We start from the raw sequence: 16,165 nt of genomic DNA, 5'->3' as shown, positions 1-16,165 counted from the left end.
TTTCTTTCTGTAAAATTTTCATAAAATATAATATTGCCCCGGTTTTAATCTATCAATTTATACTTGACAGATTGTTACATTTTTGATAATGCTTCTAAAGTATAAGAATGCTATCAACTCAAACTCAACTATTGCGAATTTCACAAGGACAGCTAAACTTGCTAGAAGCTTGTCCGCGTAAGTTTCAACACACCTACTTAGAACAACTCAATTCACCCTCAGATCCCGAACATGGGGAACGGCAGACTTTGGGTAGTCGTTTTCACTTGCTAATGCAGCAGCGAGAAATGGGTCTACCAATTGATAGTTTTTTAGAAGCAGATGCTCAACTACAAAGCTGGATGACAGCCTTTGCTAATGCAGCACCAGAGATTTTAACACCTGCAACCGATCATCAAATTTTCCGTGAAAGTGAACATTACCGCACTCTGCAAGTTCAGGACTATTTACTCACAGTGGTCTATGATTTATTAATTGCAGATAATCCGGAAGCGCAAATTCTCGATTGGAAAACTTATCCAAAACCACCAAATAAACGCAAGTTAGAAAAAAACTGGCAAACACGCCTTTATATGTACGTACTGGCACAAACCAGTCAATATTTGCCAGAAAACATTTCTATGACTTACTGGTTTGTTCAATCTCAAGGCAAACCGCAAAATATTAAATTTAGCTATAGTACTGCTCAGCATCAGCAGACGGGTAAAAAACTTAATCAACTATTAAGCCTGTTAACTTATTGGCTGGAACGTTACCAAAACAACGAGCAATTTCCTCAAGTGGTGGAAAGTAGCCAATTCTGCGAGTATTGTCAGTTTGCCACGCGGTGCGATCGCACACAAATCTTAGAGGAATCTGCGGTTAACTCGTTACCAAATATGGACGACATTCAAGAAGTGTCTCTTTGATTGGATGCACAGGATTATAGTACTAAAACAGAACCCTTGTACCTGTGGACTCTGTTACAAGTTTAAAAAGTAACACAAAGTGCTTTTTTGAGATTTTGAAGTAATCACAACTTCTACAATTTATGAAAAACTTTGATGAAATTGAAGCAACTTATGTACGCGAATTAGGAATTGATGATATTGCTCCCGTTTATCACTTGGGAGAAGAATTATTTACCAGTGATTTATATCCTTATTTATACCGCACCTGGGATGAATGGGAAGTAATTGGACTTTACAATACAGATCCAGAATACTGCCTCGTTGCTGAAACAGACGGGGAACTAGCAGGATTTATTTTAGGAACCATTATTACAAAAGCATCTTGGACTTACGGATATATTTTGTGGCTGGGAGTTAATCCCAAGTTTCAGCGTCGGGGAGTAGCAGATAAGTTAGTGGATAAAGTCGTTGCCCGCATGATTGAAGATGGGGCGAGGTTCATGTTGGCAGATACTGACCCGACGAATGTTCCAGCATTAAAGTTTTTTAATCGCAAAGGGTTTGGTAATGTTCGGCAGCATATTTTCTTGTCCATGAATTTAAGCAAGCATGAATACTATGGCAGACTAATTGATTATGAACATCAAAAAGCAGAAAGAGCTGGTTATAAGCGATCGCGTCCTGCAATTCGCGCCCGCAAAACCGAGGGAGTAGCTAATGAAGTAGTCCTTAATCCCTTAGTCAGTGAACCTCAAACAGATTTAATAAACAATGACGAATGATTAAGGTTGGGCATCGGGTATGGGGCGCTGAGAGTGCTGAGTACTGTTAGCGGTAGCGGGCGTGCTGAGTCCTGAGTACTGACTGCTGAGTCCTGAGTCAAGAGTAAGTTATTTCTCCCCCTGCTCCCCTGCCCCCTGCCTATTAACCCAGCCCCCAATCCCCAGTACCCAATCCCCAATCCCTAATACAATGCAGTGGATTTTGACAGCAACTGAACAACCCCCGGAATGGTTCATCCAAGCAGTGAAACAGCATACACCTATATCAAGTGGAATGTATGCAGCACAATTATTGTGGCAACGGGGAATCAAAGACAATCAACAGTTAGCAGCTTTTATTAACCATAAGGCTTATCAACCAGCCAGCCCCTTTGAATTTGGGCAAGAAATGCATCTGGCAGTAGAAAGGTTGCAACAGGCACGCAAGAATCATGAAAAAATTGCTATCTGGGGAGACTTCGATGCTGATGGTATCACTGCTACCGCTGTACTATGGGATGGTTTGGGAGAGTTTTTTATTCAAAATATAGAATTAATTTATTACATTCCCAATCGACTCACAGAATCTCACGGACTCAACAATCAAGGAATCGAGAACTTAGAAAAACAAGGTTGCAAATTAATTGTTACTTGTGACACAGGCAGCACAAATATTAATGAAATTGCCTATGCCAAACAGCTAGGTATAGATGTGATAGTTACAGACCATCACACTTTACCCGCAGAACGTCCCCCAGTCGCAGCGATTATCAATCCTCGTTACTTGCCAAGCGAACATCAACTGTTTAATCTTTCTGGGGTAGCGGTGGCTTATAAGTTAGTAGAAGCCTTATATCAAACTTTGCCGAATGTACCTCAACATCCATTAGAAGATTTATTAGATTTAGTAGCGGTAGGATTAATTGCCGACTTAGTGCAGCTTAGTGGAGATTGCCGTTATTTAGCACAATTAGGAATTCAACAACTACAAGCAGATTTTCAACAGCCACCAACAGCGCGACGCCGCCCAGGGGTAGGAAGATTATTAGAATTGTGCCAGAAAAGTGGCGATCGCCCCACAGATATTTCCTTCGGCTTAGGGCCGCGCATCAATGCCGTTAGCCGCATCCAAGGTGATGCCAGCTTCTGCGTCGAACTATTAACTAGTCGGGATGCTAAACGTTGTAACGAACTAGCTGAAGTTACAGAACTCGCCAACGCCCGTCGCAAGTCTTTACAGAAAGATGTACAAGCGCAAGTAGCTCAAAAACTTACTCAACTAGACTTATCAACCACCAGCGTCATTGTTTTAGAAGACGCACAATGGCCCGCAGGCGTGTTGGGCTTAGTCGCTGGACAAGTAGCACAAGAAACAGGACGCCCGACGATTTTATTAAGTACAGAGGGATTAGAGACTGGGGAAGACTCTTCCAAATCCTCAATCCCTAATACTTCGGCTGCGCTCAGTACAAGTCCCCAATCCCTAGCACGTGGTTCCGCCCGTTCGGTGAATTCCGTTGATTTATATCAGTTAGTAAAAGAGCAAGCACATTTGTTGCATCGCTTTGGCGGACATCCTTTCGCCGCAGGTTTGAGTTTACCAGTTGAGAACATTCCTTTATTTACAGCAGCGATTAACCAGCAGTTGCGGCAAACTTTAGGCAGTACTAATTTGATGCCAACAGTACAAGCAGATTTAGCAGTTACGGTTGCAGACTTGGGCAAAGAGTTATTTTTAGAACTCAAACTGCTAGAACCTTGCGGAATGGGTAACCCTGTTCCAAAATTGCTAATTCAAAACTGTTGGTTTGAAAATAGTTGGCATCGCAACCAACAAGATTGGCAAGGTAAAAAGGTACAGTACATCAAAACAGAGTTTGATATTCGGGATGATTCCAGTAGAATTGCCTTTCCTGGTATCTGGTGGGGACACTACAAAGATGAATTGCCCATAGGAAGATGTGATTGCATAGCCGAACTGGACTACAACACATTCAAAAAACGCTATGAAATTAGATTAATTGCCGTGCGTCCTGCTGCTAACTCTTGTACAGACGCGATTAATCGCGTCTCTCAGCACTCACCACTGATAGTAGACTGGCGCAACGAGGAATACTCAGAACGGGCTAAACGCCCCGCTACCGCTAACAGTATTCACAATGGCCTAAACGCCCCGCTACCGCTAACAGCACTGATTCTTGAAGAGTGTCCCGCAAATTGGGAAGATTTACGTGCGTGGCTGAAGCGATGTCTAGCTACAAGCCTCTCTGCGTCTACGCTTGACAATCCACAACTAGCGATCGCATGGTCTAAACCCAAACTCCAACCACCCAAACAAATTTGGGTAACTCTTGTCGGAATCGCTAAATATCTCAGTCGCACAAATCAACTAGTTACCCGTGTAGAACTTTTAGAAAAACTTGGGATAAGCGATCAAAGCTTACTTTTGGGAATCAAAGCTTTAAAATACTTAGGATTTACAGTCAAACGACAAGACCGTGATTTGCAAATTAGTTGGGACGCAAATAATAACTTAGAAAACTATGCTGATGCAGCTATTTCTAAATTTTTAGCTGCCATACAAGAAGAACAATTTCAGCGACAATATTTTGCCGAAGTTCCTCTATCTACTATTGTGTCAATGATTAATAGTCAGTAATGAAAATTTGCGGTGTCCATCTCCCTGAATTATTAAAGAAGTCACGGATCTAACGGACTGCTATGTATGATCAAAGTATTAGATGAATGGCAATCAGATCATGCTACAGTACGATCCGCTCGACTGCTTACCCTCCGCCGAGGATTTGCCGGACTCTGACGATACCCCTGTGGATAACGAATTACAAAATTTGATTTCTGGTTTACTCAATGGCATTACAGGTAGTTTCTCAGAAACGGCGCGGAGAATATACCACTAAAAAAGAATTTTATGCACAGTTAGAAGTTTTATATTATGTCGTTTATAACCCCCAGCGGCGGAGAAAACCAACTTTAGAAGTGTATCGCTTAGTAAATGGCAAGTATCAATTACAGCGAGGAAATCCCATTTGGCTACCAGAAATCAGTTTAGGAATTGGTAGCGATCGCGGAACATATCAAGGAATTACACGTGAGTGGCTTTACTGGTATAACGAGCAAGGTAAGCGTTTATTAGCACCAGAAGAACGGGTTCAAATCCTAGCAGAACGTCTCAGAGCGCTTGGTGTAGACCCAGATTCTTTGGTTTAGAATGTGCTTCGGGGTGAATTATGGCGATCGCAATCTCCGACAACCAAGCCACAAGTCTAAAAAACTGCTGAACGAGTATCAAAGACTCGTCAACGGAGTTCAAAGATAGATGAACGAGTATCAAAGGTGGATGAATCTAGTTCAAAGACTTTGGCTTTATACTCCTGATACTACTTGCGGATTTGTTCAGTAATGGCGATCGCTCCCCCAACGATACCAACAAGAGTCGCAACTGTTGCTACTACTCCCTCTCTTTCCGGTGCATCTGAACTAACTTTGTAGTTACCAGATATACCGGGAATAGCCAAAAGCGCCTCTGTTGCAGCGATCGCATCTTCACCCTCAATCGCCAACTTAATTTCTGTCATATTACTAAATCTGCAAGTAACTTCAGGCTTATTTTAAATAATCCTACATAGCGATCGTATTTATTAGTAGTTAGTCATCTCTCCTACTCCCCCACTCCCCCCTGATGTTCGCACTTCAAATCTCGATGCTGCGAAACTGACATATCTACTTCTGCAAGTTTTGTCACACTTGAGCATTGCGGTTGAATAACTTGACTTAAAACCGCCCATAATAAGCTGCGTGTTAAATCTAGTCCAGTTTTGAGCCAAGATTCACGATTCCCAGGAATACCTTGCTCGTGAACAATCTCTGGCTCTACCCAAATGCCATGAGCGCCAAACAGAATCTGTGCCATCCATTTAGCTCTTGGTAAGTGAGTTGGAGAGGTGACTAATTTTACCTTATGCACTCCCCAGCGCTGCAAAATTGGAATTCCATAATAAAAATTACCAAAAGTAGAATTCGCACACCTTTCTAACCAAACGTTGTGCAAATCTGCGGCTTCTTTGTGAAAAATTAGCAACAGACATGATTCAGGGGAACCCTGAGAAATTAAAATTGGGGTTTGTGGGTATTGTTGTGCTTGTTGTGCCATATATATTTCTCGACGAATACTGCCACCAAGCACAAAAAATGCATCCACTGGCTCCGAAGAAGCAGAAACTAAGGTTATAGTAGTAAAAATCAGCCAACTGCCCAGAACAAGACACAATACCCCAGATATTTTTTGTAACAATTGCCACAGGTTACTGAATTTACCCTTAATAAAAATTGCCGATTTAATGGTAAATTTGCATTTCATGACTTAGATAATAAAAGCTTGTTTTGCAACTCTCAGACAGTACCGCAATTAAGCAACCGAAGTGCTATCTTATAAAAGTAATCTAGGCTGCAAAGATGACGCTGATTAAAGTGTCACAAAGTCAGTATAGCCTTCCGGAAAAGGCTAGGAAACTGAGAAATGTTTGTTAACAACTAATGTCGGATTTTCAGCATCATTGCCAAAGGAAAAATGATAAATAACATCTGAGTTTGGGGTATAAAAACTTAAAAATTCCTGGAAAGCCTGATTGCTAAACTGTCAACAATACAATTATTCCAGCTAATATACATGAACCAATCTGCGAAAAGTTACTCGCCGCTCCAAGTAGCCTTGATTGGTGGAGCGATCGCCACTACTGCTGCTATCTCTGTGTTTGGCCCTGCTTGGACTCGCTGTGTTCGCGCCGCCCTAGCTCTGCAAGATAGCCCAAAAGGGATAGTTGACGAAGCCTGGCAACTGGTGAATCGTGAATATGTTGATGGAAAATTTAATCAACAAGATTGGCAAGCAACTAGAGTAAGCCTGTTAAGCAAAGACTATTCTTCTCGTGAAGAGGCTTATACTGCTATCCGCGAAGCTCTACAAAAGTTGGGAGATCCTTACACTCGGTTCATGGATCCCAAACAGTATGAAGCCTTGACTAGCCAAACATCAGGGGAAGTCTCTGGGATTGGCATTCGCATGGAAGTAAACGAGAAAAGTAAGCGGCTCACCGTTGTCGAAGCAATAGAGAATTCTCCAGCGCTGAGAGCTGGGATCAAAGCAGGCGATGAAATTTTGGCAATTGACGGCAAAGCCACTCTCAGAATGAAAGTCGACGACGCCTCTAAGCTGATTCGTGGTAAAGCGGGTACTCCCATAACGTTGCGGTTAGGCCGGACAGGACAAAGCGCTTTTGATCTGAAATTGACAAGGGCAAATATTGAAGTGCCAACAGTACGTTATACCCTCAGACAAGAAGGGAATCGGCGTGTTGGCTACATTCGTTTGCGGGAATTTAGCGCCCACGCCGCAGATCAAATGCAACGAGCCATCCGCGATTTAGACAATAAGAAAGTCGATGCTTATGTGTTGGACTTGCGGGGAAATCCTGGCGGTTTGTTGCAGGCGAGTATTGAAATTGCCCGGATGTGGTACGACAAAGGTGGAATTGTCAAGACAGTAGACCGAGTAGGAGCAAGTGAGGAAACTAAAGCTAATAACACAGCTTTGACAAATCGTCCCTTAGCAGTCCTTGTAGATGGTAATTCAGCTAGCGCTAGCGAGATTCTCACAGGCGCACTCAAGGATAATAAGCGGGCGGTAGTTGTTGGTGGTCAAACTTTTGGTAAAGCTTTAGTGCAATCGGTTCATCAACTTGCAGATGGTTCAGGGTTGGCAGTTACTATTGCTCACTATTACACCCCACTAGGAACAGATATTAACCATAAGGGAATTGCGCCAGATATTAAAGTAGACTTGACAGAACCACAAGAGCGTCAGCTGGCTTCTAATCCAAATTTAGTCGGAACTAAGAGCGATCCCCAATATGCCAGAGCGATCGCAGTTCTATCTAGAAGTAACTTTGCTCAACAAAGAGCAAATAGTACTTACACTTCCCAACCGACGAGCATTCGCGGGGCTAGTGGCTTGAAGTAATTAAATTTACGTCAGTGTATATCAGCGATTTATCAAATATTTGAGCGGTAAAAGCTGCCGCTCAAACTGCTCACTAAGTGCTAAGTTTTCGAACTACAAATTAGTATTCATTTGGGCTTAGGGATTTTGGATTGGGAATACTATTTAGTAATTCCAGATCCAAAGTCTCAGATTTTATGAATGATCAGCCAGTTGATGCAACGACCGCCTACAGCTTCTTGCCACAGGTGTCGGTAGTTGTGCCTATTTATAATGGTGAGATAGATTTACCTGATTTACTCAGTTGTCTATTGTCTCAAACTTATCCGAAAGAGCGGGTAGAGTATTTGCTAGTAGATAATAACAGTAGCGATCGCACTCTCTCCATCTTAAAAGCAGCTGCCGAAAATTCCCTAATTGCAATACATCCGTTGAGCGAAAACCAAATTCAAAGCTCCTACGCTGCGCGTAACACTGGAATTCGCGCTGCAACTGGTGAAATTGTGGTTTTTACTGATGCTGATTGTCGTCCACAACCACAATGGCTAGAAGCATTAATTCAACCTTTTGTCAATGCAGAAGTGGTAATTGTTGCTGGTGAAATTGTGGCACTTCCAGGCAAAACTCTGCTGGAACAACACGCAGACCGTGAAGCAACCCTGTCGCAAAAGCACACTCTTGGCAATTCCTTTCGTCCCTATGGTCAAACCGCTAATTTAGCGATTCGCCGCATCGCCTTAGAAAAAGCTGGTTTATTTCGTCCGTATCTTACCAGTGGCGGCGATGCAGATATTTGCTGGCGGATTTTAGGGGAAAATATTGGGCGTTTAGAATTTGCTCCAGAAGCGATTGTCCAACACCGTCACCGCACTACATTTAAGGAACTTCAAAAACAATGGCGGCGCTATGGATGCTCAAATCGCTATCTAAACGAATTGTATGGTGTCGAGTTGATGCGAGAGATTACAGTTAAAGAATGCGGTTATCGCTTGGCACGTTGGTTATTGAAGGAAGTTCCAAAGGATATTAAGCAGGCGATCGCCGGGGAAGCTACCCTTGTAGATATCTTAAATACTCCCATTGGTTTGTTCAATGTCAGAGCGCGTACCGCTGGACAACGAGAAGCCAAGCTGCCAGAGAATGCCAAAATAATTGAGTGGCTGTAAGGATTTAAGTAGTTAAATAATTCCTTTTCTCCTGATGCGGTGCGTTCCAATTTAGTATCGGGGTTAGCTCGACATAGTAAGTAAAACTGCTCAGAAGTTAGATGAATTAATGGTTCTAGGGTCAGGGTAATAGCTGTCATCTTCCAACTTCTCCCATCTTGACTTTCGCTATATTTTTACACTACACACTAAACATAGTGATATTTTCCCCAACTTTCCTTCTTTATCTGTTGTCCAATGCTTGTCAACTTTCGTTAAATTGGAAAAAGGTAGACTTAAGGAAATTTTAAATGTCAGCACAACTGTTACTGGTAGATGATGAACCGGGATTACGGGAAGCCGTAAAAGACTATTTGCAAGAAAGCGGTTTCACCGTACAAGTCGCCAGTAACGCCCGTGACGGCTGGGATTTGATGCAGCAGAATACACCTGACCTAGTGATTTCCGATGTGATGATGCCCCAGGTGGATGGCTATCAGTTCCTCAAGCAATTGCGAGAAGACCCCCGCTTCCAAGGCTTACCAGTAGTATTTTTAACTGCTAAAGGGATGACAGGCGATCGCATTCAAGGCTATCAAGCCGGTGTTGATGCCTATTTGCCCAAACCCTTCGATCCAGATGAGCTAGTGGCAATAGTTGAAAACTTGCTGGCTCGCCACACTGCTAAACCCGCAACGACCACAGAAGAGTCTGAAACCCCTGATATTGCTGAACTAGCCAATCAGATTGCCCAAATTAAAGCCTTGTTAACTCAAAGAAGTGCGATCGCTCAATCCCCAGCCCCTTTTAAAATTGATTTGACTCCCAGAGAACAAAGTGTTTTAAACTTGGTGGCTGAAGGGTTAATGAACAAAGAAATTGCCCGTCGCTTAGAAACCAGTGTTCGCAATGTAGAAAAGTACGTCAGTCGTTTGTTTAGTAAAACTGGTACTAATAGCCGTACAGAATTAGTTCGCTTTGCTCTAGAACATGGTCTTGCTAAATAGCCAGGCGATAAAGTTGTCTTTTGATTTTGGGTAAGTAGGTAATAGATAATTAGTAACAAGTTGCTAATTATTTATTACCAGTAATAAACAAAACATAAATATTCCAGTAAATCAGGCACTAAGTTAAAGCAAAAAACTAAAAGAAAGGTTATCTATTTTTACTTGACTCTTTTAGGTTTTCATTTGATTCGCGCCTGTTAGGTAGCGCTTCATCTGTAAATACACAGAGTTCTGCTTTTCTCACTATGCTTTTATAGAAACTCGGTAAAATGCACCCGACTGAATTCGCTTACAGATTTTACTAGTAACCTTTGCAACTAAGTTTCCCTGGTTGGAAACCGCTCCTTGGAATTAGTGCTGCTAAATAAACTTTCAAAAAGCAGAAATCATGGGATGTTCCTAATTCCATTTGCTGCGTAGTTCCTTTTTCAGCGGGGGTATGGGAGCCACAGCAAAGCTGCAAACAAGTTACACCGCACACGCTGGAATTCATCAACTTCGACAAAAATAGCTCAAGACATGAGCCATTAATACTTGTCTAAAATATTTAATTTGTCAGATATTTAACAGAATTGGTTACTCGTCAATACTTCTTTAAATCTAAGTAAGCTGTTGTGCCTTTAATTTGCATATACTAATTGCCAAGATTTGTATCACCAAAAAGTCTTACCATTGGGAATTTTGAATTGCTTACCACCCTGGTTTGAACAATTCCTCTAGGAAACCTTAACCCATCCTGCAAGTAAGGTATGACTACATTACAAAGCACCCATGTATATGCCTAGTGCAAAAGTTAAGACTAATCTAGAAACTCTTTTAGCTTTCCTAAAATTAGCTCCAGGATAGTCGTGGGACAAGATTATACAAGCCAACCCACAATGTAAACATATAGGCAAATAGACAAACCCAGCATCAATTCAATATTGAATGCCTAATTCACAATTTGCCAATACTCAAAATTACACTTTAACCTTGTGTATTGTCGGCAGCATTACGCAAGCGCATTAGCTGGCGTCGCATTTGAGGTGAGGCTTTGAACTCAGATACTTCCTGCGCTTTAACAGATGCTTGTAGCGTTTCCAGAAAGTCGTCAGAACCTTCGGTCAAAGCATCGAGTAGCACCTGTAAGAGTTGCTCGCGATCGCCTAGTAGGCTCTTTTCCTCAATCAACCGGAATTTGAGATGTATTTCGCACTCATAAACACCTACTTCAAGATTATTTATCTGGCGTGGTAATGCTTTGGAGTTCATGGTTTTTAGGATTCCTTTACTTGGTGGTCATGAGGGAGAGGAGGTGTTTCTCCAGCAGAAATTCTTTATATTTTTTTTGAATCCAAAGTGTTTGAATTAGAAATTTTTCCTCATCCATCACATTTGTATTCCATTTCACTCTCCTCTGTCTTTTTTCAAGCTAGACTTCCACTGTCTATGTTTTGCTGTTCCCGTGCCAGATGTAGCTCAGGTAAGCCATAACTATTATTCAGTTTTTAAGATTCTATACAATAAAGTTTCTGTAAGAAGTTGTTCGTGCTTTTTAAAGGTTTTTACATCAACTTTATCTTGACGTCAATAACAGTTTGAGTTGTTACTGTATTTTTGGTATTTATACGTAAGTAAAAACCCTGATTTTTTTCCATTTCATTAGAGCTAGAGGTCGGTGTAGGATAACTACGTAAATTTACTTGATGTGCGTTTTTTTCATCAGCAAATTTAGGAGAGGTTTATGAACCAAGTTATGAGAATAAAATTTTTTTCTGGAGGACAACATATACACTGAGAAAATTATTCCAGTTAAGTATCTTATCCTACTGTCTTCTGAGATTAATGGACACAAAATCTTGATAACTAAGCTTTGGTAAGCCGAGAATCATTAGGATTTGTTTGTGATTTTTCCCAAAAAAACAACTCATAATTATGGCAGAAGAATTATTAGGATATTTTGAGTGCTAACAGTAAGCACTGCTTTAACTTCTAGCAGAAGTTAGAACAGCGATCGCAGTAGGCAATATTTTAACTTATGCCCGTTTAATATCCCTTTGATAAATGAGACTCTGCTTAAGGCTGGTGAGATGAGAGCATTTAAGCCCAAGCATACCGTCTACAATGATTTCAGTGTAATTCACCCAAATCTTACACCCTATATTATGGATAACCCGACGCTGCTCAAGTCCACAACCCGACATATCCGCATTTTCGCTGCTGAAATAGACCGGGATGGCGAACTCCTTCCCAGTAATCAGGTCTTAACGCTAGATGTCGATCCAGACAACGAATTTAACTGGAATGAAGATGCACTGCAAAAGATTTATCGGAAGTTTGATGAACTGGTAGAAGCATCTAGTGGCGCTGACTTAACAGACTATAACTTACGTCGTATCGGGTCAGACTTGGAGCATTATCTGCGATCGCTTCTGCAACTAGGCGAAGTCAGCTATAATCTCTCTGCCCGTGTCACCAACTACAGCATGGGAGTCCCGCGAGTAGCTGTTGACGACGATCAATAAAGTTAATAGCGAACAAATGTGAGTTATAACTTTTGTAACTCTTGACCTATAGGGGCATGGTTCGTCCATGTCCCTATTAACTCTTAGATGGTACTTTTCCATCAAACTCACCAGCATCATTAAACTGCTTAAACAGTTTATTTTTAACTATGTCTGTTCTATTTACAAAATGTTGAGCATTTAATCTCATGACAATTTGCAGAGGTTTTCACCGATAAAACAGCTAAACTCTAGTGATAACTGTCCACAAATACTAGCATGAAAATTTCAGATTTTAAATAGTTTGCCGCTAGCAGTTAAATTTTATGAAATTTTTTAAATTATGATTTGCTAATTAGATGATTTAGCGAATACTAGGTTTAGTAAAATTTGGAAAGTCTTGCACTCCCAATTCATGACACCAAGTTTGGTGCGAAATTAGCAGAGGCATTGATGGCTAAACGGATACATAATTACAGATTCATTCATAGCATAGACACAGTTTTTTCCTACAAGCGTAAGAAAAATAGCGAGCAATTGGTTAAGTTAGCAGTCTTAAACGACAATCAATTTATAACAATTAAACTCTAACAATAATAAAGTCCTGCCAATAACCAAGTCTGGAAGAAACCTACTTGATACAAATACATCTACCAAACTTAAAAGCAAAATGCAGATAAACAGATTTTCCTTAGTCAGGAATGGGTAGTATATTTGTGCAAAATCTATGGTTGAAAAGAACTTGACACAAATGGTAGTATTAATAGTACATTTGCGTTTTAGTGATGATCATCGCCAGCAGATCGTTGATTAACAACAAAACTAGCTTAATAGATTGATGTGCTTGCGGCGTACACTACTAACCCTTAATTCATTGGCTGGTAACTCAAAACCCTAGCTTTAGCCGATGCCTAACAAAAAGACGGTTGTCGATGATTGACAGCCAAGTTAATCTCGCGCCTTGTCAATTTGGATAACAGCAAATTACATTAAAAATTTATAATCCATATTTAACATTGTTTAGAGTTCTATTACCGTAATATATTAGCTAACTTAATTCTTAATTAAACTTTCTCAATGCTGTCCTACTTATACACATAAATGGATACTATCATTATCTGCTTGTTGATAATGGGGTAATTCAGTAAAGACAAATAGCATCGATAGACTAGAGTGATGTTTTGGTGACAGGGTTGGAGTTAGTTGCCTTGGCAATGAAGAGTCAAGAGAGCAATAGAAGCTATGATGGGCTGTAAGGTTGACTTAGGAGTGTATTCTTTGGATAAGTAGATAAATAAGTATTAGCACCTGCTGGTATCTGCCAGCTAAAATCATAATCCAAAATTTGGATATGTAAAGTTCAATAAATATGAGCGGTCTAGGTTGCCGCTGCCAATGCTGTTGAAGAAATTGCCAATCGCTGATCGGTGCGAAAACTATGGAAAATGAAGCGGCAACGCTCTACTGCCCAAATGAAAATTGTCAGGCTGCCAACCCCCTGACCCACAAGTTTTGCCAGCGATGCTCTACACCCCTACCCAAAAATTATCTCTGGGCTGTAGTGGAAGGTTCGAGTGTGGGTAGCCCTGGAGAAGTATTAGCCGATCGCTATTTAGTCATCAGTCAATCTGTTGTATTAGATACCAAGCCAGGCTTATTACCCCAAACCCCAGAACTAGATAATGTCCTCTTAGCCAGAGCTTATCTGAAACTAATTCCCTACCGCTTAAACGTGCCGCAGGTATATGGAGTACTGCCCTTACTAGGCGGGCCATCCTATAAAGAAATATTGCTATTAGAAAAACCACCAGTGTTGGCAGATGAAGCAACCCAACAAGTGAATCTGTACAGTGAATTGACTACAGCTTGGGGTAATGCTACCTCAATGCGGCAACTCAATTGGCTATGGCAGTTAGCTCAGCTTTGGCAACCTCTATTGACTGAAGGCGTCGCTTCTAGCTTACTTGACCCTTTTGTCTTACGGGTAGAAGGGCCATTGGTGCGTTTGTTAGAGTTGCGTTTTGATCCAGTAACAGCACCAACATTACCACAATTAGGTGAATTCTGGCAGCAATTGCTGAGCGAGTCGAAACCAGTCATAGCTGAATTTGTCAACCAAATTAGTAATTCTTTGATTCAGGGAGAGATTAACTCATCTGAGCAATTAATCACAGTTTTAGATCGGGGGCTGGCAGAATTAGGGCGATCACAAACACCCACAATTACCATTGGTACTCAAACCGATACTGGCCCCAGCCGCCAACGTAACGAAGATGCCTGCTATCCTCCCAGTGGCACAGTTCTAAGTAAACCACCTCAACCTACAGCCTTAGCGATCGTCTGTGATGGCATTGGGGGACACGAAGGAGGCAATGTCGCATCAAATTTAGCAATTGAAACGATCCAGCAACAGGTACAGCAACTGACGAAAGTTCCCTACGACCACATCGAGCCTTCACTACTGCTTGCTGACCTAGAATCGGCAGTGGCAGTTGCTAATGACAAAATTAGTCAGCGTAATGACGGTGAACATCGCCAAGGACGTCAACGCATGGGAACAACGTTAGTAATGGCGTTGCCTGTAGCTCACGAAATGTATATTACCCATGTTGGCGATAGTCGTGCTTACTGGATTACACGCCAGGGTTGTTATCAAGTTACCCTTGATGATGATGTCGCTTCTCGCGAGGTGCGGCTAGGCTATGCCGTTTACCGCGAGGCTGTGCAGCAGAGTGCTTCTGGTTCCCTAGTGCAGGCCTTGGGAATGAGTCCTAGCACCTCATTACATCCCACCTCCCAACGGTTTATTCTCGACGAAGATGCTGTTTTTCTACTCACATCCGATGGATTGAGTGATTTTGATCGTGTAGAAGAATACTGGGAAACAGAAGTTTTACCGATTCTCACAGGCGAAGTAGATGTAGCAACTGCTGCCAATAGATTAGTAGAAATTGCTAATACTAAGAATGGACATGATAATGTGACGATCGCTTTAGTACATTATCAAGTTCAATACTGGGAACCAGAAATCACCATCAAAGCAGTCATTCCAGACAGTTCTGCAATTAAAACTGCTAATGTAGCGCCCAGAGCCGCAGGTGGGACAGTCTTAGGCAACCCCAATCAAAAAACTCAGGTAATTCCAGAAAACCAGCCAAGCAAAACCCGCCAATTCCCGCTAGGGCTTATAGTCCTGCTCATAGTGGTAGTAGCAGCAGGTTCTGTAGGATTATTGTGGGGAAGGCTATCGCGATCGTTGTCACTCCCGTTTATCACTCGCTCAGCTCCAAATCCAAGCCAACCGCCATCTGAAGCTACAAAATATGCTGATTTAGTACAAGGCTCAGAAATTAGCAGCGATCAAAAAATACCCTTAAGTAAGACTGCACAAATCTCAAAGGAAGCAAACTTAGTTTACGCCCCAGTCGGTGCTATTTTGCAAGTTCTTGAGAAAAAGCCGATTTCACCACAAGATTATTGGCTACGTATGCGGATATGCCCAAGTGGAGAGACAGTAAATCCTACGAACACTCAACCATCATTAAGAACATCATCTAATTCTCAATCCGCTCCCACGGTCAAACAACCTTTGCTCAAGCAGGGGCAAGATGGCTGGATTCAGCTCTCCCAAATTAAATCACTCAATCCAACTATTTCCAAAGCAGGCAATTCCACTCAATGTCCACCACTGGGGAATACATTACCTACTCCTGTTTCGCCGCAACAAATCAACCCAGCGTCACCCCCTCAAAAAAATGAAACCAGTTAAATTGGGAGTGGCACTGAGTCAAATACTCGATAAACTAGTAAAAACCTGAAATAATACAGGTAATAACCAGACTCAGAAACTTACAAGGTAGAAA

The 16,165-nt window shown here is 41.7% G+C and carries 11 protein-coding genes and 2 pseudogenes; 9 read left to right on the top strand and 4 right to left on the bottom strand.

Annotated elements, in window-relative coordinates; genetic code table 11:
* Positions 1 to 107: 107 nt before the first annotated feature.
* The 4 genes and pseudogenes from WKK05_RS24770 to WKK05_RS24755 all read left to right on the top strand — a co-directional run bounded on the left by WKK05_RS24770 (position 108) and on the right by WKK05_RS24755 (position 4,879).
* A complete protein-coding gene (locus WKK05_RS24770) occupies positions 108 to 908 on the top strand; it encodes a PD-(D/E)XK nuclease family protein (RefSeq protein ID WP_341525703.1) in 801 nt (266 codons plus the stop codon).
* Between the two features lie 122 nt (positions 909 to 1,030).
* Positions 1,031 to 1,672 (top strand): GNAT family N-acetyltransferase, encoded by a 642-nt coding sequence (locus WKK05_RS24765; RefSeq protein ID WP_341525702.1) that lies wholly within the window; start codon positions 1,031 to 1,033, stop codon positions 1,670 to 1,672.
* A gap of 190 nt (positions 1,673 to 1,862) precedes the next feature.
* A complete protein-coding gene (locus WKK05_RS24760) occupies positions 1,863 to 4,310 on the top strand; it encodes a DHH family phosphoesterase (RefSeq protein ID WP_341525701.1) in 2,448 nt (815 codons plus the stop codon).
* A gap of 100 nt (positions 4,311 to 4,410) precedes the next feature.
* A pseudogene (locus WKK05_RS24755) lies at positions 4,411 to 4,879 on the top strand (Uma2 family endonuclease).
* A gap of 170 nt (positions 4,880 to 5,049) precedes the next feature.
* Here WKK05_RS24755 and WKK05_RS24750 read toward each other — a convergent pair.
* Together WKK05_RS24750 and WKK05_RS24745 are read right to left on the bottom strand one after the other, a co-directional pair.
* Complete coding sequence (locus WKK05_RS24750; protein WP_341525700.1) at positions 5,050 to 5,247, bottom strand: hypothetical protein; 198 nt, start codon at positions 5,245 to 5,247, stop codon at positions 5,050 to 5,052.
* 83 nt (positions 5,248 to 5,330) lie between these two features.
* Positions 5,331 to 6,029, bottom strand: coding sequence for a YdcF family protein (locus WKK05_RS24745; protein WP_341525699.1), 699 nt, complete (start codon positions 6,027 to 6,029; stop codon positions 5,331 to 5,333).
* A gap of 309 nt (positions 6,030 to 6,338) precedes the next feature.
* On the opposite strand from WKK05_RS24745, the gene ctpB reads away from it, so the two are divergent.
* Both ctpB and WKK05_RS24735 read left to right on the top strand, forming a co-directional pair.
* Positions 6,339 to 7,688: a carboxyl-terminal processing protease CtpB gene (ctpB, locus tag WKK05_RS24740; protein ID WP_341525698.1), complete on the top strand. Its 1,350-nt coding sequence runs from the start codon at positions 6,339 to 6,341 to the stop codon at positions 7,686 to 7,688.
* A gap of 176 nt (positions 7,689 to 7,864) precedes the next feature.
* Complete coding sequence (locus WKK05_RS24735; RefSeq protein ID WP_341525697.1) at positions 7,865 to 8,833, top strand: glycosyltransferase; 969 nt, start codon at positions 7,865 to 7,867, stop codon at positions 8,831 to 8,833.
* Positions 8,834 to 8,859: 26 nt separating this feature from the next.
* On the opposite strand, the pseudogene WKK05_RS24730 reads toward WKK05_RS24735, so the two are convergent.
* Positions 8,860 to 8,973, bottom strand: a pseudogene (locus WKK05_RS24730) (Uma2 family endonuclease); the annotation flags it as partial.
* 150 nt (positions 8,974 to 9,123) lie between these two features.
* Here WKK05_RS24730 and WKK05_RS24725 point away from each other — a divergent pair.
* Complete coding sequence (locus WKK05_RS24725; protein ID WP_341525696.1) at positions 9,124 to 9,819, top strand: response regulator transcription factor; 696 nt, start codon at positions 9,124 to 9,126, stop codon at positions 9,817 to 9,819.
* Between the two features lie 966 nt (positions 9,820 to 10,785).
* Here WKK05_RS24725 and WKK05_RS24720 read toward each other — a convergent pair.
* Complete coding sequence (locus WKK05_RS24720; RefSeq protein WP_341525695.1) at positions 10,786 to 11,070, bottom strand: Npun_R1517 family heterocyst differentiation transcriptional regulator; 285 nt, start codon at positions 11,068 to 11,070, stop codon at positions 10,786 to 10,788.
* Positions 11,071 to 11,963: 893 nt separating this feature from the next.
* Between WKK05_RS24720 and WKK05_RS24715 the strand changes: the two genes are divergently transcribed.
* Together WKK05_RS24715 and WKK05_RS24710 are read left to right on the top strand one after the other, a co-directional pair.
* A complete protein-coding gene (locus WKK05_RS24715) occupies positions 11,964 to 12,323 on the top strand; it encodes an NAD(P)H-quinone oxidoreductase subunit M (RefSeq protein ID WP_341531185.1) in 360 nt (119 codons plus the stop codon).
* 1,417 nt (positions 12,324 to 13,740) lie between these two features.
* Positions 13,741 to 16,071, top strand: a complete 2,331-nt coding sequence (locus tag WKK05_RS24710; protein ID WP_341525694.1) for a protein phosphatase 2C domain-containing protein — start codon at positions 13,741 to 13,743, stop codon at positions 16,069 to 16,071.
* Positions 16,072 to 16,165 lie beyond the last annotated feature (94 nt).

It is taken from the genome of Nostoc sp. UHCC 0302 (genome assembly GCF_038096175.1).
Classification (GTDB): Bacteria; Cyanobacteriota; Cyanobacteriia; order Cyanobacteriales; family Nostocaceae; genus UHCC-0302.
This window is presented reverse-complemented; position numbering and strand designations above follow the sequence as displayed.